This window comes from Actinobaculum sp. 352, assembly GCF_003957265.1.
Lineage (GTDB): Bacteria > Actinomycetota > Actinomycetes > Actinomycetales > Actinomycetaceae > Asp313.
On sequence record NZ_RQSN01000010.1, the window covers coordinates 1 to 19450 of the forward strand.

19 protein-coding genes, 1 tRNA gene, 1 pseudogene and 1 riboswitch are annotated in these 19450 nt (G+C 61.6%); of the genes and pseudogenes, 13 read left to right on the forward strand and 8 right to left on the reverse strand.

Features of this window, described 5'->3' with window-relative positions; all coding sequences use genetic code 11:
- Positions 1-491 (reverse strand): annotated as a pseudogene (locus tag EKN07_RS10175) (hypothetical protein); the annotation flags it as partial.
- Positions 492-586: 95 nt separating this feature from the next.
- Positions 587-657 (reverse strand) — tRNA-Gly (locus tag EKN07_RS10180).
- Positions 658-741: 84 nt separating this feature from the next.
- On the opposite strand from EKN07_RS10180, the gene dcd reads away from it, so the two are divergent.
- The 3 genes from dcd to EKN07_RS10195 all read left to right on the forward strand — a co-directional run bounded on the left by dcd (position 742) and on the right by EKN07_RS10195 (position 2346).
- Positions 742-1335, forward strand: coding sequence for a dCTP deaminase (gene dcd / locus EKN07_RS10185; protein ID WP_126146326.1), 594 nt, complete (start codon positions 742-744; stop codon positions 1333-1335).
- Positions 1336-1551: 216 nt separating this feature from the next.
- Positions 1552-1848 (forward strand): hypothetical protein, encoded by a 297-nt coding sequence (locus EKN07_RS10190; protein WP_125482525.1) that lies wholly within the window; start codon positions 1552-1554, stop codon positions 1846-1848.
- A 213-nt stretch (positions 1849-2061) separates the two neighbouring features.
- Entirely contained in the window at positions 2062-2346 is a 285-nt protein-coding gene (locus EKN07_RS10195) for a DUF4235 domain-containing protein (protein ID WP_108716412.1), read from the forward strand.
- A 30-nt stretch (positions 2347-2376) separates the two neighbouring features.
- Here EKN07_RS10195 and EKN07_RS12885 read toward each other — a convergent pair whose 3' ends face one another.
- Positions 2377-2604 carry a hypothetical protein gene (locus tag EKN07_RS12885; protein ID WP_206435715.1) on the reverse strand — a complete coding sequence of 76 codons (228 nt, stop codon included), beginning with the start codon at positions 2602-2604 and terminating at the stop codon, positions 2377-2379.
- A 141-nt stretch (positions 2605-2745) separates the two neighbouring features.
- Positions 2746-2909: riboswitch (TPP riboswitch) on the forward strand.
- A gap of 44 nt (positions 2910-2953) precedes the next feature.
- Between EKN07_RS12885 and EKN07_RS10200 the strand changes: the two genes are divergently transcribed.
- From EKN07_RS10200 to EKN07_RS10215, 4 genes are all read left to right on the forward strand, one after another.
- Entirely contained in the window at positions 2954-4006 is a 1053-nt protein-coding gene (locus tag EKN07_RS10200; protein WP_126146327.1) for a thiamine ABC transporter substrate-binding protein, read from the forward strand.
- Positions 4007-4238: 232 nt separating this feature from the next.
- On the forward strand, positions 4239-5903 hold the full coding sequence (locus EKN07_RS10205; RefSeq protein WP_126146328.1) for an iron ABC transporter permease: 1665 nt from the start codon (positions 4239-4241) through the stop codon (positions 5901-5903).
- Positions 5893-6759 (forward strand): ABC transporter ATP-binding protein, encoded by an 867-nt coding sequence (locus tag EKN07_RS10210; RefSeq protein WP_108716409.1) that lies wholly within the window; start codon positions 5893-5895, stop codon positions 6757-6759. The genes EKN07_RS10205 and EKN07_RS10210 overlap by 11 nt, the downstream gene beginning before the upstream one ends.
- Positions 6760-7022: 263 nt before the next feature.
- Positions 7023-7988 carry a GNAT family N-acetyltransferase gene (locus tag EKN07_RS10215; protein ID WP_126146329.1) on the forward strand — a complete coding sequence of 322 codons (966 nt, stop codon included), beginning with the start codon at positions 7023-7025 and terminating at the stop codon, positions 7986-7988.
- A 15-nt stretch (positions 7989-8003) separates the two neighbouring features.
- Here the strand turns inward: EKN07_RS10215 and EKN07_RS10220 are convergent, their stop codons facing one another.
- Complete coding sequence (locus EKN07_RS10220; protein ID WP_126146330.1) at positions 8004-8876, reverse strand: patatin family protein; 873 nt, start codon at positions 8874-8876, stop codon at positions 8004-8006.
- A 107-nt stretch (positions 8877-8983) separates the two neighbouring features.
- On the opposite strand from EKN07_RS10220, the gene EKN07_RS12625 reads away from it, so the two are divergent.
- The 5 genes from EKN07_RS12625 to EKN07_RS10245 all read left to right on the forward strand — a co-directional run bounded on the left by EKN07_RS12625 (position 8984) and on the right by EKN07_RS10245 (position 14257).
- Complete coding sequence (locus EKN07_RS12625) at positions 8984-9955, forward strand: formate dehydrogenase accessory sulfurtransferase FdhD (RefSeq protein ID WP_108716407.1); 972 nt, start codon at positions 8984-8986, stop codon at positions 9953-9955.
- A 323-nt stretch (positions 9956-10278) separates the two neighbouring features.
- Positions 10279-11343: a hypothetical protein gene (locus tag EKN07_RS10230; protein WP_126146331.1), complete on the forward strand. Its 1065-nt coding sequence runs from the start codon at positions 10279-10281 to the stop codon at positions 11341-11343.
- A 173-nt stretch (positions 11344-11516) separates the two neighbouring features.
- Positions 11517-12290 (forward strand): ATP-binding cassette domain-containing protein, encoded by a 774-nt coding sequence (locus tag EKN07_RS10235; protein WP_126146332.1) that lies wholly within the window; start codon positions 11517-11519, stop codon positions 12288-12290.
- Positions 12287-13549, forward strand: coding sequence for a hypothetical protein (locus EKN07_RS10240; protein ID WP_126146333.1), 1263 nt, complete (start codon positions 12287-12289; stop codon positions 13547-13549). The genes EKN07_RS10235 and EKN07_RS10240 overlap by 4 nt, the downstream gene beginning before the upstream one ends.
- Before the next feature lie 48 nt (positions 13550-13597).
- Positions 13598-14257 (forward strand): hypothetical protein, encoded by a 660-nt coding sequence (locus EKN07_RS10245; RefSeq protein ID WP_125482524.1) that lies wholly within the window; start codon positions 13598-13600, stop codon positions 14255-14257.
- A 166-nt stretch (positions 14258-14423) separates the two neighbouring features.
- Here the strand turns inward: EKN07_RS10245 and EKN07_RS10250 are convergent, their stop codons facing one another.
- From EKN07_RS10250 to EKN07_RS10265, 4 genes are all read right to left on the reverse strand, one after another.
- Positions 14424-14987: an SMR family transporter gene (locus EKN07_RS10250; protein WP_241228175.1), complete on the reverse strand. Its 564-nt coding sequence runs from the start codon at positions 14985-14987 to the stop codon at positions 14424-14426.
- Positions 14984-15298 (reverse strand): SMR family transporter, encoded by a 315-nt coding sequence (locus EKN07_RS10255; RefSeq protein WP_126146334.1) that lies wholly within the window; start codon positions 15296-15298, stop codon positions 14984-14986. Before EKN07_RS10255 ends, EKN07_RS10250 begins: the two co-directional genes overlap by 4 nt.
- A 426-nt stretch (positions 15299-15724) precedes the next feature.
- A complete protein-coding gene (locus EKN07_RS10260) occupies positions 15725-17053 on the reverse strand; it encodes a DUF4921 family protein (protein WP_126146335.1) in 1329 nt (442 codons plus the stop codon).
- 57 nt (positions 17054-17110) lie between these two features.
- A complete protein-coding gene (locus EKN07_RS10265; protein ID WP_206435717.1) occupies positions 17111-17845 on the reverse strand; it encodes a general stress protein in 735 nt (244 codons plus the stop codon).
- Between the two features lie 315 nt (positions 17846-18160).
- On the opposite strand from EKN07_RS10265, the gene EKN07_RS10270 reads away from it, so the two are divergent.
- The gene (locus EKN07_RS10270) at positions 18161-19330 is read left to right on the forward strand and encodes an MFS transporter (protein WP_206435718.1); all 1170 of its coding nucleotides are present in this window, start codon (positions 18161-18163) and stop codon (positions 19328-19330) included.
- Positions 19331-19450: the final 120 nt, after the last annotated feature.

Below are 19450 nucleotides of genomic sequence, written 5' to 3' on the forward strand. Positions count from 1 at the left end.
TTTGCTGGGATGACGCCCTGTTGCACCTGCCAGTCAAGCACGGAGGACAGGAGTCCGTGCGCGTTCCGGATTGTCTTCGTCGCGTACGGCTTCCCGTTCCTGCTGGTTTGGTGGCGTTGCCACGCGACCCATTCTTCGACGTGTCGGCGGGTGAGGGCTTGGATGGGGAAGAAGCCGAGCCGGGGAAGCCAGTAGCGTTCCGCGACTCTCCGGTATTCCCAGCCGGTGCCATGGGCTGCGTGCGACTCTATGTGGGTGATGTAGTCATCAAGGGCTGCCTCCAGGGTGATGATCTGGGGTGTTGTGGTGGTGACCTCTCGGATTCGTCTGGCGTCGGCGCCGCCGACACGGTCAACTAGGTCAGCGAACTGGTAGGCGTCTTCGATGCTTTCGAATGATTCGTTGACGGGGTTGCTGTTGGGGCGGAGTCTGAAGCGGACCCGGAAGACGGGGGTGCCGTCGGATCGTATATGAGTGTGTATGTGCGCCATCGTCACCTCACTATGCCAAACCCAACTGTGTCACGGGCTGTGTCACGCAGCTAAAAGCCTACCACAGAAACGTTGCTATGACGCGGCAAAGTCAGAGCGGGCGACGGGAGTCGAACCCGCCTCTGAAGCTTGGGAAGCTTCCATTCTACCGATGAACTACGCCCGCAGAATGCTCTACTGATGGTACCGGTTGACCGGCCCGGGAGCAAAGCGGGCTGCAAAATGGCGCGCGTCGTGCCACAATCGGAACGTGCTTCTCTCTGATCGCGACATTCGCAGTTATGTAGATGCCGGCCGTATCTCGGTCGAGCCGTGGGACCCTGAGATGATCCAGCCGTCCTCGGTGGACATTCACCTCGACCGCTTTTTCAGACTTTTTGATAACCACAAGTATCCGGTTATCGACCCTGCCGCCGACCAGTCCGGTTTGACTCGTCTCATTGATGTCGATGCCGATGGAGAGTTTGTTCTGCATCCGGGTGAGTTTGTCCTCGGCTCCACTTTCGAAGTGGTGACCTTAGGCGACGACGTCGCCGCCCGGCTGGAGGGTAAGTCCTCCTTAGGTCGCCTTGGGTTGCTCACCCACTCCACCGCAGGGTTCATCGATCCGGGTTTCTCCGGCCATGTGACCTTGGAACTCTCGAATACGGCGACCATGCCCATCAAGCTTTATCCGGGTATGAAGGTCGGTCAGCTGTGCTTCTTCCGTCTTTCTTTCCCTGCGGAGAGCCCGTATGGGCACGGGGCATTGGGGTCCCGTTATCAGGGCCAGCGCGGGCCGACGGCGTCGCGCTCGCACCTCGGTTTCCATCGGGTCGACGTGGGAAACCGGCCGCTGGATTGAGAGACGGGCACCGAGGTGGGTGCCTTTCAGGCGTCGGTCCCCGGTCGGGCGCTGGTGTTGGGCCTGCATTTCCATTCCGGGCGGCCGACCTTGTTGGGTCGGTGTCAAAATCCCGTCCAAACGAAAGTCGGCCCATCGAGTCGACCTGCGAAATCCGCGAGATTCCGCCATTCTTTAAATTGAGAGATTCCACATTGTCATCGTTTGGACGGGATTTTGACACATGACAGTCAGAACCGCTATGTGGTTGACGGGTGCCAGGTGGCGGGTCTGTCTGGCGTGTGGGATGTGAGCGGCGAAGAGTTGGACGCCCGGCTCGCCGTATGGTCCACGCGGATACAACAACAAGAAGTGGGCACGTGGGCCGGGGTGCGGCGAGTTGGCATGTGGGCCGGGGTTCGGCACGACGAGGTTCACGGGGTGCACTCGCAGTTGGAGATGACGATCTGCCGGGTACGCGGTTTCGACGCCGAGGAAATGACAGCTGGGAGGGTCCTGATTCACGGCCGCTAGGCATCGATTCAGCGCTGCCCGAGCGTCGATTTAGTGCCGCCCGAGCGTCGATGCCGGAGGCGCTGCAGCTAGTGGGCCGGTGAAGAAGGTTCGTTCCCGGACGCAGTTCCACTAGACTCCTTCTAGGAAGTGAACGGCAGACCAGATCAAGGATGTCAACTTCTAGGATGTCAACGGCAGGCCAGCCACCTGGCTCGCCGAGAGAGGACCAAAATGGACATCGGGTGGAAAGTAGTCAGCGCCGGTGCGGGTATCGTTTCCGGCCTCGTCGCCAACAAGGCCGTTGATGTGCTGTGGAAGGGTGTCACTGGCAAACAAAGCCCGCGAGAAGACGACAATCTCATCGACCCGCTGCGAGACGTGCTGATCTTCTCCGTCATCTCGGCAGCGGTGGGCGCGGCGATCAACCAAGTCGTTATCCGCCGCACGGCGAAGTGGTATGGCATGGACCGCGCGTTGGCGGCCATAGGTAAAGGTGTGGCACAAGCGGAAGGCTGATGCCGTCACCCGAGCGGGGCGGGTCTGAGTTCACCCGGTCCATCCGCGATCAATACGGACTCGACCGTACTCACAGCAAGCCGCTGTTGATATCCCGTCTGCCCGTCGTTGACGTCCGATCTTGGCAAAGTTGATACCCGACCCGCCGTCGTTGATATCCGGCCTCGGCACGTTCGATATCCGACTTCGCTGTCGTCGGCATCCGAGTTCGGCATCGTCGATACCCAACTTGCCGTCGTTGATATCCGGCCTCGGCACGTTCGACGTCAGACTTCCGCATGGTCGACATTCGCCCCTCCGCTGAAAGCCGTCCCCGGCACGAGCGAAACCCGACCTCAGCGTGATCGTCTCAGGGCGTACCGACCGGAGGTCTCCGCCCACTCCGTTTTGCTACGATGGAAAACACGACAGGGGAGCGCCCGAAGGGTGTCCCGGAGGTTGCAGTCGAGGTGTCAGCGCCACGGCCGCAACCCGGGACCCGCAGGAGAGCGCTGAGAGTGCGAAAGCAGACCCTCGAACCTGATCCGGTTCATACCGGCGAAGGAAGTCGAGTCCTTCTCTCCCCACCGCAAAGGGTGTGGTGGGCCCTCCAGAGATGGAGGAGAACATGTCACGTTCCCACCGAGCGGTGCTCGCCGCTCTTACCACATTCACGTTAGCCCTCGGAGCCTGTTCTGCCGCCGACCAGCGGTCGAATAATTCCGGCACGGACGGCACTGCCCATAAAACCGTCACGATCCTCACGCATGATTCCTTCGCTCTACCAGATGAGCTCGTGCAGCGCTTCGAGGAGGAGTCCGGTTACACGCTGAAGACCACATCGCCCGGCGACGCCGGCGTCGTCGTCAACCAACTGATTCTCACCAAGGATCACCCGACAGTCGACGGCGTGTACGGTATCGATAACTACTCGGCCCACTCAGCTCTTAACGAGGGTGTGCTGGTCGCGTACACTTCCGATCACCTGCCTGACTCTGCAGAGCAGTACGTGCTGGACGATGCCCTCACGCCGATCGATATGGGTGACGTATGCGTGAACGTGGACCATCGCTGGTTCGCGGATCACGGCATGGAAGAGCCGGAAACCTTAGCCGATCTGGCGAGGCCGGAATACGCGAAACTGCTGGTGGTGGAGAATCCGGCGACGTCGTCGCCGGGTTTCGCCTTCCTCACCGCAACTATCGCCGACGCGGGGACCGACGGATACCTGGACTACTGGGCGCAGCTGCTGGAGGGTGGCGCAAAGGTCGACGACGGCTGGTCGGACGCCTACTACACCGACTTCTCCGGAGCAGACGGCCAAGGCGACTATCCGCTCGTGGTGTCATATGCGTCGTCGCCCGCGGAAACAGACGGAGCGACCGGATCGCTGGAGGCCACCTGTACCCGCCAGGTGGAATACGCGGGCGTGGTGGCAGGGGCGACCAACCCGGAAGGCGCGCAGGCATTCATCGATTTCATGCTTTCCGACGACGTGCAAGCCGCTCTGCCGGAGAGTATGTATATGTACCCGGTGAACTCCATGATCGACCTGCCGGAACAGTGGGCGGCGAACGCATCCCTGGCAGAGAGCCCGCTGCTGGTGGACCCGCAGGAGGTGGCCTCCCAGCGGGAGACTTGGATCAAGGACTGGACCGAGCTGTTCGAGAGTCGGTCGTAAAGGCCATGACGAAACCATGTGACGCAAGAGTGCAGGCTCGTACGGTGACGAAACCATGTGACGCAAGAGTGCAGGCTCGTACGGTTCGGCGTTTGCACTACCGAAGCGGCTCACCGTGGCAGGGCGCTACGGCTTGCCGACTGCGGGAAGGCAGTGCGCGCCAGCTGCGGGGCTTCAGCGCTGGATTGGGGCCTGGATATAGCGCCGGACACCAGTTAGGCCGTAACGCCTGATGTCGGCGAGAATCCTGACGCGCATCTTCTGGGCGCTGGCCGCGCTGGTACCGCTGGCTTTCCTGGCGGTTTTCTTCGCGTGGCCGGTGCTCGCCATGCTCGCAAGGGGATTCTTTGCCGACGGCTCCCTGAACTTCTCAGCCTTCGCCGAGGTGCTGGGCAGCGGCCGCACGTGGCGCATCGCCTGGCAGACGATATGGATGGCGCTCGCGGGCACCGCAGGATCCGTGGTGCTCGGGATTCCGGCCGCCTATGTGTTATACTGCTGCCGTTTTCCGGGCAGGCGCCTGCTGCGGGCAATTGCCACCGTCCCCTTCGTACTGCCCACCGTGGTAGTTGGTGCGGCTTTCCGCGCTCTGCTGGGTAAGGGCGGTCTTTATTCCTTTGCGGGTTTGGATGGCACGCCGAATGCTGTGGTCTTGGCCCTGGTCTTCTTCAATCTTTCGGTAGTGATCCGCACCGTGGGCACCATGTGGCTGAGCCTGGATCCGCGCACCGCCGAGGCCGCCCGCACGCTCGGAGCGCGGCCCTGGCGCGTCTTGCGCACCGTGACCCTGCCGACGCTTGGGCCGTCAATCGCCGCTTCCGGTGGATTGGTATTCCTTTTCTGCGCGACGGCGTATGGCGTCGTGCAGACGTTGGGCCGCCCGGGCTACGGCACACTAGAAACGGAAATCTGGGTACAGACCTCCACCTATCTGGATCTGCGCACGGCGGCGGTATTCTCCTGCCTGCAACTCACCGTCGTCGTATTGTCCTTGCTCATCTCGCGCCGTATGAGCCGAGGAACGGATGTCGCCTTGCGGCTGCGCTCCGGATCGGAGCACCGGTTGCGTCGGCCCGACCTGCCCGCCCTAGTCGTCACACTCGTGGTGATCGCGGCGCTGCTCGTGGCACCCATGGCCTCCCTCGTGGTGCGATCCTTGCGGCGGGACGGTCAGTGGAGTGTGGAGAACTATCGCCTGCTCTCCACCTCTGGTTCCGGCTTCACCGGTGGGGCCACGGTGCTTGACGCGCTGAGCCACTCAGTGCGGATCGCCGTGGACGCCACCTGTATTGCGCTGGCAGTGGGGATTCCACTTGCACTGGTGCTTTCGCGGCGGGTGAGGTCCCGCAGGCTGGCACGCGCGCAGGCACTACTGGACAGTGCCGTCATGCTGCCGCTGGGAGTTTCGGCCGTCACCGTCGGTTTCGGTTTCTTCATTTCCTTGCAGGGGCCACCGCTGAACCTGGCGGGCAACGGCATGCTGGTGCCGCTTGCGCAGGCTGTTGTTGCCCTTCCCCTTGTGGTGAGGGTGCTTGTGCCGGTGCTTCGGGCCATTGACCCACGCCTGCGCGAGGCGGCGGCAACGCTGGGCGCCGGACCCGGCCGGGTCCTTGCCACCGTTGATTTTCCCTTTATGATTCGAGGTTTGGGGCTTGCCACGGGCTTTGCCTTCGCGATATCTCTGGGCGAGTTCGGGGCCACCAGTTTCCTGGCATCGGCCGATTACATGACCTTGCCGGTACTTATTGCACGGCTGCTGGGCCGGGCGGGCGCGAATAACTACGGTATGGCGATGGCCGCCTCGGTTATCCTCGCCGTGGTCACCGCCGGTGTGATGGCATTATGCGAGAATCTGCGGCCACGCGGGATAGAAAGGAGAAGCGCTCATGGATTCTGAGCGAGGCGGTACGCCGCCCACGCCCGTTAAGGAGGGGCGATCCGCGCCACCGGTCCGTTATGGGTTGGAGTTGCACGACGTCGTCGTGACGTATCCGGACGGCTTTGAAGCAATTCATGGAGTTAGCCTCTCCGTCGACGACGGCGAGATCATCGCGCTACTCGGCGCCTCCGGCTCGGGCAAGTCATCGCTGTTGCGTGCGATTGCCGGGCTGGAAAGGGTGACCTCCGGTCAGGTGTTGATGGCGGGCCGTGAGGTAACTCGCCTACCTGCCCATTTGCGCGGATGCGGCATGGTTTTTCAAGACGGGCAGCTCTTTCCCCATCGCAATGTCCGCCGCAATATTGCCTACGGGTTGGAGAGGCCTCGGTCTTCAGGGGCAGAGGAGGAGGCGGACTTGCCTGCCTCCGGTCGGGAAACCACCAGACCGGACGGCCAGCCTACTTGTGAAGCTGATTATCGCGCTGCGGGGTGGTTGCGGCGGCGTCGCCTCAGGCGTTGCTCCATCAACGCGGAAGTGGATCGACTCTTGGAACTGGTCGGCTTGGCCGGATACGGCGAGCGTGCCGTCACGACGCTGTCGGGAGGGCAGGCACAACGTGTAGCCCTCGCGCGATCACTTGCCCCACGCCCTGCGGTCCTGCTACTGGATGAGCCACTTTCCGCATTGGACCGCGCATTGCGCGAGGAACTCTCCGCCGAACTGCGGCGGATCCTGACGGCGTCGGGAACATGCGCGGTGTACGTGACGCACGACCACGAGGAGGCCTTCACCGTGGCGGACCGTGTGGCGCTGATAGACGACGGTCGTATCACCCGGGTGGGAACAGTGGCGCAAATCCGAGGCGAGCTCTGACATACGTAAAGCAAGGAGTCTGCTGGCCGGGGCACGAACCGGTTTCATTGAGGGCGAGGTGGGCCGCCAGGCCTCTACTGCCAGTCGGCGCACGCGAACCGGGAAATACACACACGAGCAGCGAGGAAGAGAGCCCGCCGCAGGTAGTCGGAAAGACCTAGATTTGATGACCATCGTCTCACCTGGTGCGCTGTTAGCCGCACGCCCGATTATTCTGCGGAATACCATTGGCGCCCAAGACTTAGGTCCCCTAGAGTTAGACTATGTTGGTCCGGGAGATCACCGCAGCTGAAGTCGCCACATGGGCGCCGCGCGCGGTTGATCATATGACGCGAATTCGCGAGGCGTCCGGCGCATTGCGCTGCGAGGTCGCCGAGCTTTTCTCTGCCCGGATTCTCAAGACCTTTCGTGTGGGGGTTCCCCGCGGATCGCGTATCTTTGTCAATGACAATTGCACGCAGTGGCTGTGGGTGAAAGAGCGCCCGAAACTCGCCGTCGTCGACGCGAAAATCGATACCGACCCACACGGTCAATGGCGGGAGGCCCTGTGTACCGTCCTCGACGGACGGGAAGCCGAAGTCAGTTTCTTTCCCGGCGACCAGAGTGCTGCCGCGCTTTTCGATGCGCTGCCGCACCGGGAAGTGCTGCGGCATATGTCCGTGTCTCTACCACGGCTCGGTTTCGTCCCTGCAGAGGGGGCGGAGGCAATCCACCTGCGCACGATGGGCGCGGGTGAACTCGGCACCTTCCTCGACGCGGTGTGCGAATCACTGGGGCGGCATGAGGCAAATGTGAACCCCGGCAGTGACGCCCGTGAACTCGCCGCGAAGAACCTGGCCGAGTGCGAGCGTCTGCTCTCCGACGGCGTTTCCACGCCGGGGCACGAAGTATGTGCGATCTGTACAGATACGCGCACAATCGGCGGCATATGGGCGGAAATCGACGGGCATTGCGCTTTCCTATGGAATCTGTACGTGTACCGCCCCTATCGCGGGCACGGGCATTCACGCGCCGCGCTTGTTGCACTGGCTGAGCGGCTCAAGGCTGAAGGCGTGCGGCATATCAATCTGCGTGTTGTGGCGGATAATTTCGCGGCGCAGGCCATATACGACTCGGTCGGCTTTGCGCTCACCGAGCGAACCGTGATGCTGGAACCTGCGCGTATGAGTGCCGACGACGCAGGCAGCAGCGATAGCGTCGCAGTGCCGGGCGATGTCGCAGTGGGCTGAGCTGGGTCCGGTTTGTTAGGCGAGCCAGTCGAGCCATTCCGGCAACTGCCGCTGCGCCTGCTCCCATCCGGCGTCGTAATTTGCGCGTAGCTTTTCCACGTTCCGCTCGTGATTGGTGACGGACATTGCCTCCGGAAAGTACAGATAGGCCTGCCCACGGCGCTCCAGTTCCAGGAGCTTGTCCCGGCTCCGGTTGTAATTGCGCCAGCGCGTCATTAGAGCATCCGCCACGCGCGGATACTGGTGGAAGTATCGACGGTAGAACTGTGGGTTACGCGGGGGATGCTTGCGATAGCTTCGCGGGCGGGTCAGAACGACGAAGAAACGTTCATACCCATCCGCCATCGCCGCGTCCAGAGGAATCCCACCCGAGGGGCCGAGCGCGCCGTCGACGTACAGCTCGTCGTCGATTTCGACCGGCGGCATGAGGCCGGGCATGGTCGACGAGGCCCGCACCTTCCGCATGAGATCGGGCTTATCGGCGATGTCGTCCTTTGACCAGTACACCTCGCGGCCATCGGAGACCCGGAAGGCGCCGATGCGCACGGCGGCCGTGTTGTTATGGAAAGCGTCGTAGTTGTACGGGAGCGCCTGGCCCTCGTTGCCGGTCTCCTCGTAAATGTAATGCGCGTTGAAAAAGCCTTCGCCGCGCAGAAACGTGCCAAGGGAGCCGAAGTTGGGGTCGTCGGCGAAGTCTACGAAGCATTCCTCGGCCCGCTTGGCCTCCCCAGCCAGATAGTTGGCGGTGTGAGAGGAGCCGGCGGAAATGCCTGATACGTGTGGAAACTGCAGGCCCTGCTCAATGAGGGTGACGACCACCGGTGCGGTGCCGCTGGCACGCATGCCGCCCCCTTCGAAAATGAGGGCTGTCTCCTCCAAACGGGACATGGCTGATCTTCCTTTCGCAGACTTTCAGTGTAGTTCACGTGAGGCCGATGGCAAGAAGGTGTGATTGACGAGCCTGTTAAGCCGTCCTCATCGTCTAGGCTGAACATGTGAGTCAGTCCCCCACCGGGCGCCGACGCGGCGCCGTCGTCGATCCACTTTATCCCGGCCGTACGCGCGAAATACGTGTTCCGTTCGAAGAGCCGCTTGAGCTCCGGGCAGACGGAAGGTGCCTGGTGCGGCTGCTGCGCACCCCAGGGCATGATCTTGAATTGGTGCACGGCTATCTGCTGGGGGAGGGCCTTATATCGGGGCGCGATGACGTTCGTAGCGCGCGCTACTGCGAGGGAAGGAGCATCTCGGAGGGCGCCGGGTGCGCCGAGAACAGTTACAACGTCGTCTCGGTAACGGTCAATGACGCAGCGACATTGGCGGCTGCGGGTTCGGTTACCGCCGACGTGGGAGTTAGCTCCTCTCAGTGGAAGGTGCCGGGGCCGGCTACATCACCGCAAGGGCGGGTGAAGCGTGCTGGAGAGAGTTCCGTTCTTCAGAGCATCGCGTCGGGGGACGGGCGTGAATCCCCTGCTGGGCCGGATGCGCTTGACGACGTCGCAGCACGATCAGGCGGGTTCGACGACGTCGTCGCGCCGGTGGCGATCAGGGAGGACGTGACCATTGTGGAGGCGGCACTGTTGCGCCGCATCGTCGCCAAACTCGCGCAGGAGCGCGTCTACTCGGCGGCATCGCTGACACTGCCGGGAATCTCCACGGTACGGACCGATATACATCTGGGGCAGGCGGTCGACAAGGCGGTGGGATGGGCCGTGCTCGCAGGTCTTATGCCACTGGAAGGTGCCGTACTGGGAGTGAGTGGCATTCCGGATATTCACGTGATGACCCGGGCAGTTCGAGCAGGGCTACCTATTGTGGTGGGTATGCACCCGCCTAGTTCGTCTGCCATCGACATGGCGGCGGAATACGGCGTGACTTTGGCTGTGGTGCAGGACGCCGCACCGGAGCCGGATGTGGTGGTGTTGACCGTCGCGGACCGGGTTGAAGAGGGCCCTGTAGAAGGGGAATAAGAGAGCCTTGAGGGAGGGGACTAGGCCGCCGCGATTACTACTGGGAGTTGTGGCCGAACGGCTGGTGTGGGGATACAGGGAGCTGTGGTAGAAAGACCGGTGTGGGGAGCGCTCCCCATTGTTTCGGCTGTCATATCGGAAGCGAATATGACAGGATAGCCATATTATCCGCCAACAGTTGCTACCACTCGGTTGGATACTTACCGGTACCCGTCCGGGATGGCGTTGGCACTGCATTTGCAGTGGCAGGCCTGCCGCGCGAGTCGGGCAGCAGCCCGTGGCGGATGGACAGCGCAAAACTAGAACGAGGTGAAGGAGCTGACGTGGGTGGACTCATCGTATTCTTGTTTATTGTCTTCGTGGCGATCATCGGGGTCACAACGCGGGCCTTGGAGAATAACAAGGTTGATCGAATCCGGGAAGCGAGCACGCGGCTGGGACTCGAGTATGTTGGTACCGACCGCGATCTTGGCAGATACCTCGGAAATGAATGCAACGTCGATAGACGCGCAACGGCGAAGTATGTTGTAACGCGCAGGGGCAGGACATATGGGGTGCTCCAGTGGACAACTGGATCTGGCAACAATCAAACGACACATCGGCGGCCGTTCTTCACCGTGGCAATTGACCCGCTTTTTCCCAGGACGCGTATCAAGCCGGAGGGATTCTTCAACTTCAAGCACAATGACATTGAAACGGCGAGCGAGAAGTTCAATGTCGACTGGGATATTCGCTCGGATTCCGAGCCCTTTGCCCTCAGTTTTCTGGTTCCCGCGGTACGCGACTGGATGTATAGCGCCCCCTTCCGGGAGCTGCATCTGCTACCCGGCTTGATCGTGGGTCTTGGCGGGGATGACTACGAGGTTGAGGAGTTCGGTCACCTCGAGCGGCGCATGGTTGAGCTGTGCCAACTAGTGCCGCCACATGTGTGGGGAGATTACCCGCGTCCGCTCATTGACGACGTCGCGCCGGGCGAGCCGATACCCTATCCGGACGATTTTGGAGGCTATGACACGACGTATTACGAGACTGGCAGCATGGATTCCCCGCCGGTCCCCAGCCCTGATCAGCTTGGGCAGGCCACGGCGTATGCCAATGAAGTCAACGGTGTGCCCACTAATCCGGTGGATATCAATGATGCTGATGGCGTGCCGGGGATATCCGACGTGCCCGGGATATACAGCGGTTCCAGCCAGACGACCGCGCAGCCCGTTCCTGATGCGGCCGAGACCTTTCCGACGCCGAGTTCGCCCTCGGTTGGGCAAGGCAGCGCGTGGGAATCCGGGCAGGGGAATGCTTGGGCGGCCGAAACGCCGAAGAGGAAGTGGCGTGGCTCGAAGCGAGGTGAAGGTAGCTGCCGTGAAGCCGGTTCGGCGTGGGCGAATTGAGACCCAGTGCCGTGCGCGACTGGGGTCAGGTGCTTAGCGACGCAACCGCTTGTGTAACAAGGCTTCTCGGATCATATTTGCTACGATGATCGGTGCGAGGAGAGTGCCTTTCAAGCGGACCCGTCGTGGCGTCCGCACCCTGCGGGCAATCACTGGGGATTGGAGTGTGACCGATGGTGAAGCCGGACCCGATGGTCGCCTTGGCGAGTGTTAGCTTCAACTATGGACGTCGGCAGATCCTGCACGATATCGATCTCGCCGCATCGCGTGGGGTGACGGGAATCGTTGGTCCGAACGGTGCCGGAAAAACTACCCTGCTCTCGGTGATATCGACGCTGCGGCGGGCGCGTTCGGGTAGCGTTACGATATGCGGTCATGATGTCAGCACACGGAGTGGTATGCAGGCGGCGCGTGATCGGCTGGGTGTGCTGCCGCAGAGTTTCCGCCTTGTACCGCATATGCGGGTGGCAGACACGATTGCTTATGCGGCATGGTCGCATGGGGTGCCATCTTCCGAGGCAAGAGAACGGGCCGGTGAAGCGGCCGAACTGCTCGAGATTTCCGATCTGATGGAACAACGGGTGGGTAGACTCTCCGGCGGCCAGCGGCAACGGGTAGGAATTGCGGCAACCATCGCACATCGTCCCGAGGTTCTGGTGCTCGATGAACCAACGGTGGGGTTGGACCCGGAAATCCGCATGGGCTTGCGTAGCGCTCTCAAGGAGATCGGGCGCGACACATGCGTGATCCTCTCGACTCACCTGATTGAAGACGTAGCGATTCTTTGTGATCACATGGCAGTGATATCAAACGGCCGCGTCAAGTACACCGGATCTCCCAGGGACCTGGAATCACAGGTCAATGTGGAATTCGCGGGAGAGCAAGGTGTTATGGGGTCACCCCTAGAACTGGCATACTTAACTATCTTGAGTAAAGGCGCCGTATGAGACGAAGTAACTTGGGTGTCATAGTCACTGGCGTTGTGCTGGCCATCGGCGGCGTGCTGGTGCTGGGTATCCAGCACCTCGGTGGGTTGTATGTGTCTCCGGCCATCCTTTCGGTGGTGCCGCTGGCAAGTCTGCTGTATACGGCTCCCGCCTTGGCCGGGCTCGCCTGCCTGACTGCCTACTGGTATTGCGATAGGAACTCTCCACTTGCCTCGCCCGTGGCTACTCGGGCTGCTGGCGGGCAGGCGTTGCGCGAGTTCGGGCGTTTCGCGGTGCCGGTGCTGCTGAGTTTTACTGCCGCTGCTTTGATTGTGCCACCGATACTCGCTACCCGGGCTACCGGCGGAGAACTTGACTGGGTTCGTATGGCGACGGCTCCGGTCGGGCTTCTTCTTGTCAAGGCACTCGGCTTCTTCTTAGGTCTGGCAATCGCACGGTGGTGGGCAATTCTGCTTTCCATCGTGCTTGGCGCTGCGATGGCTTTTGCTCCACAACTATTGATGAGTGGATTGAGTGGAAGGAACGGCTTTTCCGGTGAAATGGCGCCGTTGGCATTCTCCGTGATAGGTGGTCAGTTGACCCAGCGCGGTGCGGTGAGTCCGGCGTGGTGGGGAATGGAAGCCTTGGTTCTTGCGGCCGGATTGCTTGGTGTCATGGCTATATTTACATGGCAGCGTATGGCGGCCGGGTATGGCAGACTTCCGGCAATAACAAGCCTCGGCGGTTGCGTGGTTGCCCTTGCGGTGTTGGTGCTGTGGGGATCGCGTTGTCCGCGAGTCACCGCATTCTATGAGGTGGACGAGGTTGTATGCTCCTCGACGACGGCTGGCACAGAGGTATGTCTTGCTGCCGAGGAAGCGCCCTTACTGTCAGAGGCAGTGGAGGATGTTAACGCAGTCGAGGAACAACTACAGACCGGAGGGGGAGAGGGATTCTCCAGTTATTTGCCGGTCGATATGCCGTCTCATGGCTACCACTTTTCTCCGGGGGAGCAAGAACAGACGCGATTTGAGATTGCGGCTTCCTACACGGGGCTCAATCAGTGTAAACCGGGTGCGTCGCTGGACTTTTCACATGCACTAACTCTGTGGGCAATGCAAGACCAGGAGACAATCGACAATCTAGCGGAAGACATGTACACGGAGAATATATATATACGCATGCTTTTCTCCGCGCCCGATAGTGAGGTTGTCGGTTTGTACCACGAGCACCGCGACGAGATTCTGAACTGCGAGTATGCTCCGCAACTGGAGCAATGAGAGGGGAAGCTGGGGTGGCGGCTAGCCCAAGCCAACGAAAGTACTGCAATGCATAGACTACGAGCACCAGTATGGCGTGTGGGCAGGCGTGTTATCGCCCCGCTCGTCGCAGTTCTTCTCGCTGCCCTGCTGCTGATGAAGTTCCCCGATGAGGTGTACTTCTTCGGGGAAGGCTCTCAGATTGTAGGGCGCCCCATTCCCATGCGGGAACTCGCCTGCTGGCTGCTTGCCTGGGCAATTGTTGCCGCAGCGGCGCCGCGCTTTCCGCTCTGGGAGGCGCTGGGCAAAAGGAGCCTGACGTGGAGAGCGCTTGCTGCTGCGGCTGCGGCACTGGTGTTGCCGGTGGGCCTATACCTGCTCGTGAAGATTCCAGCCGAACTCATGACGCCGGGTATGCCCGACCCGGTGGTTATCGTCGGCAACGTACTGGCTGTCGCCGCGCTCGCCGTCATATGCGTCTGTTTGGCAGGATTCGCTTGGGGATCGGTTCTGCTCCTGGTGTTGGTAGCGCTAATTCTGCATGCGCAAGCACAAAACATTGCACTCTGGGCGCTTCCCTTTACGTGGACCTTTGTGCGCAATGAATCAACAGGGGCTGGCTTCGACGGAAGTGTCAGATGGGTGTGGATGGCGGTGCTGATTGTGGCGGCACTGGCAGTTGCCTGGTTCACTCGCATGGTACCGCCGTGGCGGAAGGGACGTCTGTAGGGCACCTTCTGATCGTGTCTCCGCGGGATGCGCGGGGCACCGCTATGCTCGGCGGTAGGGCGTGTTCGGCCCTGTTGCGTTGAGCGGCTCTGTTGCGTTGAGCGAGCATGTTCGGCTCCACTGCGTTGATACTGCGCGGCCATGCAAGGTGTGCGCTACCGGCGCGTTACTCGGCCCCGCGCTCTTCCGGGATGGCGTGCAGCCCGACGACGCAGGCCACCAGCAGCGCTAGCAACGCGATCCGCAGGGCGGAAACCGGTTCGCTGCCGCGAACCATTCCCCAGATGACTGCCAGTGACGCACCAATACCCGTCCACACCGAATACGCCACCGCCGTCGGCAGGCGCTGCATCGCCAGCGCCAGGCCAATCGTTGACCCGAGCAACGCCGCCAGGAACACCAATAGGGGCAGTCCAAAACCAGAGAGCTGGCCGAGCGCATGAGCCCACACGGCCTCAAGTACACCGGCTCCTATTAGCAGTACCCATGCGCCGCCGCGGCCGCGCTGGCGAGTTCGGTTCTTCCCGTCTCCTGCCCCTCCGGCGCCTCCTTCCGCGGTGTCGCCCGCGCCCCCGGCGTCGCTGTTCGCGGAGTCAGTTTGCCGAATGCCACGGTCGGCAGGCTCGCTCGTCTGTGCCCCGGAGACGTCGTCGGACTCTTTGCCGGTGTCTGCGGTGCCGCAACTGCTGGTTCCGTCGTCGTGCATTCGTCCGCTAGCCTCCACCGTCACGCCGTCACCTTCAATCCGACGACGGCGACGATGATCCCGGCGATACAGCAGGCCTTTGTTACCGAGACTCGCTCGGTGCGGGTGATGAACGCCCAGATGGTCGTCAGGCCGGCGCCCACGGCCGTCCACACGGCGTATCCTGTGCCCGCAGGGATTGTGCGCAGCGCGATGCCCAGGCCGGCCACGGATAGCGTGCTGGCGACCAGGAACAGGAGAGCGGGCCGCAGGCGGCGTAATCCATCAGAGCGCCCCAGCGCATGCGCCCACACGGCTTCCAACGTTCCTGAGCCGACAAGTATCAGCCAGTCCATTCGTCTCTCCTCGCTACTTCCGCGTTTTCACCAGAATCCCTGTTTTCACCACGGCATGACCTTGAATCTGCCTCTACCGCTCCCCAGATGGGCCCGACCGAGAAGCCGCCAAACAGGTCGCCGGATGATCCTCGGTCCGCCTAGGCCACTCCTGTTCGAGGTGTGCCCGTTGGGATGGCTCCACGGCCGGACGCGCCACCGCGGGCTACCCCGATGTGGGCTATTCCGACGCGGGATGCTCGAACGCGGACCGCCCGATTCCGGGTCACACCAGGCCGAAGCGCACCTACTCGAAGTATCCCGGCCCATCTTCCACCAGGCCGAGTCGCCCTCACTCGGGCCGTCCAAGCGCGTATCCCACCTGATCGAGCCACCGCGCCTCGGATGCGATAGCAGAAATCACGCCCGGAGCACCGGCCATTGGTATTACTGCAGATTCGGGTTGTAGCGCAGCGAATTGACCCGGCAGGAGCATTCGGTGGCGATATTGATCCCGGAAGCAAGTTTTCCCTCTGCGCGCAGTTCCAGCAGGCGGGGGACCACGCGGTCGCGTAGCGACCAAGGATCAATGGTATTGACGTAGATCTTCGTGCCGCCCTCGAAACCGGCCAAGGTGGAGGTGCGCCACTTGATGAGAATTCGCCACGGAATAGGCACGTCCACATCCATCGGGCGGCTGTACCACTCCTCATTGGTCGGGATGTGGGTGCCGGTGGCCGCGTGCATGGCGTGAACCAGATCCGATACATCCCGCACTTCGGCGGCACCGTGGTCCCAGGGCTGGCAGGCCGCCGAACGGCTCCACACCTCCAGCGTCGGATAGCGATGCCCGAAGCCGGCAATGGCAACCGCGTGCCGATTCTCCGCAATCACCAAGTTCTGGGAGGCCGCGTAATCGGGGCCCGCCTCGTTGAAGTAGTTCGGGTTGGCGCGCGCCTTCGGCACTTCGACGCGTGAATTTACTGACCGCTCATCAATGGCGACCAGCTGCTTATGCAAATGATCGAATGAGGCACCCGCCGGCTTCAGCCAGTTCTGGAACACTTGCACATACTTCGCGTAGCGGTTCTTCTCGTACAGGTCACGCATGGCATCAATGGTCAGACGCATGTACCACTGGTGCTCCTGAGGGGTGAGCGTGCCTGCAGAGGCCAACTGAGACGTATCCGTGGCGCCGTCGACGAAATGCCGCCGTGCCACGATCAGATCATGTCCGCCGCCGAAGAATGACGCGGCCATCGCCGTGCGCTCGTTCTCCGGCAGAGCATCCCAGGCGATTTCGGACATGCCGGATGCGAAGGCCTTCTGGCGCAGCACCGACATTACGTGAGCGCGGCCCGCTGGGTCTGCAAGATAGCGGTCCATCCGTTCATGGCAGGCAACCGGCATTCGATAGTCATAGTTTTGCCGCCAATAGTCGAAGGGAACGATTTCAAAGAGGTTTGGAATGCGGCGGAACTCCCACGGTTCGGCCAGATCGTCAACCGGAATGTCCCGCACGATTCGCGCGTCGTCGCCATCGCGTACGATGCGTGCTTTCTCCGGCGGGGTTTCAAGAATCCGGTCCCAGCAGAAAGCGCAATTGTGACCGACTTCCTCTACCGGTTGCGGATTCTGAGGTGCTTGATCCAGCGGCCGGTTCGCGCGGCCCGGCACGGTCCATACCTCGGTGCCTGAGAACGGGTTGAGTTGTTTGATCGTACCGTCGGGCAGGCGCGTCAGCGGCGGTGTGAAATCTTCGATGCGTTGCGGCATAGTTCCAGATTAGTCAGAGTGACGGCTTCGTGGTACTCAGTTGGCGGATGTTGAATGTCAGGTGTTTGGCAATCCGTCAGACGACTGAGAATCTGACGGGGCAGTGGGAGGCTGGGTAGCCGGAGGAACAGTAGGCGCGGGTGCTTGCCGTGGCACTGCCGCAGGGGGTGCCGCCGGTGTGGCTGAGGGCGCAGCAGGGGGAGAAACCTGCGCTGCGGGCGTCGGATAGGCGGTTGAAGGCGCCACTGCCACCGGAGAAGAAGGAGTCTGTACCCCGGCTGTGGAGGTCGGAGTTACCGGAGCCGGTGTGGAACTCTCCGCGATTCCAGCCTGCCGCAGAACTGCCAAGGCGTTGTTGAGCATTTCGGCGCGTACCTGCACCTCATAGGCGGAAGCCTGCAGTCCGCTCACGGAACGGAAATCGCGGCGGCCTCGTGTCATCCAATGTGACACGGCACCGAGTATTGCGCCGAAGAAGGCTCCCACAAGCAGACCGAATAGCAGGAGTGAGAAAAGGTTGGCCACCGGGCTGAAGATCATGAAGAACAAGCTGATGAAAAGGCCCATTGATGCGCCAGAAAGCGCACCCGAGCCGCCCGCCAGGAGAACCGTTTGCCTCCCCATCACCTGTTCAACACTTTCGAGATTTATGCCGACAATTCGCGTGTTGGCAACGGGAAAACGGGCATCGGAGAGGATGTCAACGATGCTCTCCGCGTCCCGGTAGGAACGGACTTCACGAAGAACCCGGTAATCGATGGGATTTCCTTGTGAAACGGCATTGAGTCTCATGTTTCACATAATAGGTCGGAATGCTGAGAGATAGATGAATGACGCGAGGGAGAATCGCAGGTCAGCGGTGTGACCGAGGGGAGGGATAATCGCAGGTCAGCGATGTGACCGGAGCGAGCTGCGTAAATGTGGCGATGCGGTACGAGTCGGGTGATCGCACGAACATCCTGAAGGTGGACGCCCCGGCCCAGTGCCGACTCCTCCACTATTCCGCGGGTGCCCAGTAAGGCAGAGGGTGTGGATCGGAGAGGGTTGGTCAGTGCGGGCGCAGCGGTGGGAATTCCCGTCTGATCGCTTCTCCCGTACCATAGGCCTGTGCGATTGCCACGTGAGATCTGGGTAATGGTGGGAGCAGCGCTGCTGGTGGCGCTCGGCTACGGGGTCGTATCGCCTGTCCTGCCACGTTTCGCAATCAGTTTTGACGTGTCTGTTACGGCGGCGAATGTGGTGGTGTCTGTTTTCGCCTTCTTCCGCCTTGTATTCGCCCCCACTGCCGGTCGGCTTATCGGTGCGCTTGGCGAACGGCCAATGTATATCTCGGGAATGCTCGTGGTGGCGGCCAGTTCTTTTGCCAGCGCCTTTGCCCACAGCTATTGGCAGCTCCTGATTTACCGTGGAGTGGGCGGTATTGGCTCAGTGACCTTCACGGTTGCGGCCACTAGCCTCATTATCAAGAACGCTCCGCGCGGTGCCCAGGGGAGGGCCTCGGCCGCCTACGGTGGCGGATTCCTGCTGGGAGGAATCGCCGGACCGGCCATCGGTTCGCTTTTGGCACCGCTGGGAATGCGCGCCCCGTTCATCATTTATGTGGTAACACTGGTGCTCGCTGCATTACTTGTGGCAATCCTGACGCCGCGCCAGCAACTGAGCGATACCGGCAAGGGCGACGTCGCACAGCGCGAGCGCGCCGATCTAAGCACAACACTGGCGCTCCCTCTTTATCGCCGTTTGCTCTTCGCCAGTTTTGCCAATGGCTGGACGAACCTTGGTGTCCGGGTCAGTCTGGTTCCCCTCCTGGCTGCCGCGCTCGCGGGTGCTCCGGAGTGGCTGCCGGGAGCTGCGCTTACCGTTTACGCCGCTGGAAACGCGATCTCCCTGCTTATGGCGGGACGTATTGCGGATCGACGAGGACGTGCCGCCGCCATCTCCTTTGGACTGGTTGTATCGGGGTTGTTCTCCGTCATGCTGGGCTGGCTGCCATGGCAGGCTATGCTGGTCTGCTGTGTTTTCGCCGGGCTTGGCGCCGGTTTCATCCAACCGGGCATGCAAGGGCAAATGGCCGACATTTTGGATGGTCGGGAAGGTGGACGCGTGATCGCAGCCTTCCAGATGGCTGGCGACGTCGGTCAGATCGCCGGTCCGGTGGTGGCCGGATGGCTTGTCGACATTTCAGGGTACGGCCTGGCGTTCGCCTTCGCCGGTTCATTGCTGCTTCTCGCTTCCGGGCCGTGGTTGCGGATGAACTTTTCCTCGCGCGGAGCGTGAACTTCTGATAGGGCCTGTACCTCCCCTCGTATAGACAACGGTGGGGAACACGCCATATTGACGTGTTCCCCACCGTCGGTTCACTCGTGGAGGCTTTTGCTCCTCGCGCTCAGTCGTGCT

Coding starts and splice junctions, on each gene's coding strand:
- EKN07_RS10195 (WP_108716412.1), top strand. CDS start 2,062: ATGGACATCGGGTGGAAAGTAGTCAGCGCCGGTGCGGGTATCGTTTCC.
- EKN07_RS10200 (WP_126146327.1), top strand. CDS start 2,954: ATGTCACGTTCCCACCGAGCGGTGCTCGCCGCTCTTACCACATTCACG.
- EKN07_RS10205 (WP_126146328.1), top strand. CDS start 4,239: ATGTCGGCGAGAATCCTGACGCGCATCTTCTGGGCGCTGGCCGCGCTG.
- EKN07_RS10210 (WP_108716409.1), top strand. CDS start 5,893: ATGGATTCTGAGCGAGGCGGTACGCCGCCCACGCCCGTTAAGGAGGGG.
- EKN07_RS10215 (WP_126146329.1), top strand. CDS start 7,023: ATGTTGGTCCGGGAGATCACCGCAGCTGAAGTCGCCACATGGGCGCCG.
- EKN07_RS10220 (WP_126146330.1), bottom strand. CDS start 8,876: ATGTCCCGTTTGGAGGAGACAGCCCTCATTTTCGAAGGGGGCGGCATG.
- EKN07_RS10235 (WP_126146332.1), top strand. CDS start 11,517: ATGGTGAAGCCGGACCCGATGGTCGCCTTGGCGAGTGTTAGCTTCAAC.
- EKN07_RS10240 (WP_126146333.1), top strand. CDS start 12,287: ATGAGACGAAGTAACTTGGGTGTCATAGTCACTGGCGTTGTGCTGGCC.
- EKN07_RS10245 (WP_125482524.1), top strand. CDS start 13,598: ATGCATAGACTACGAGCACCAGTATGGCGTGTGGGCAGGCGTGTTATC.
- EKN07_RS10255 (WP_126146334.1), bottom strand. CDS start 15,298: ATGGACTGGCTGATACTTGTCGGCTCAGGAACGTTGGAAGCCGTGTGG.
- EKN07_RS10260 (WP_126146335.1), bottom strand. CDS start 17,053: ATGCCGCAACGCATCGAAGATTTCACACCGCCGCTGACGCGCCTGCCC.
- EKN07_RS10265 (WP_206435717.1), bottom strand. CDS start 17,845: ATGAGACTCAATGCCGTTTCACAAGGAAATCCCATCGATTACCGGGTT.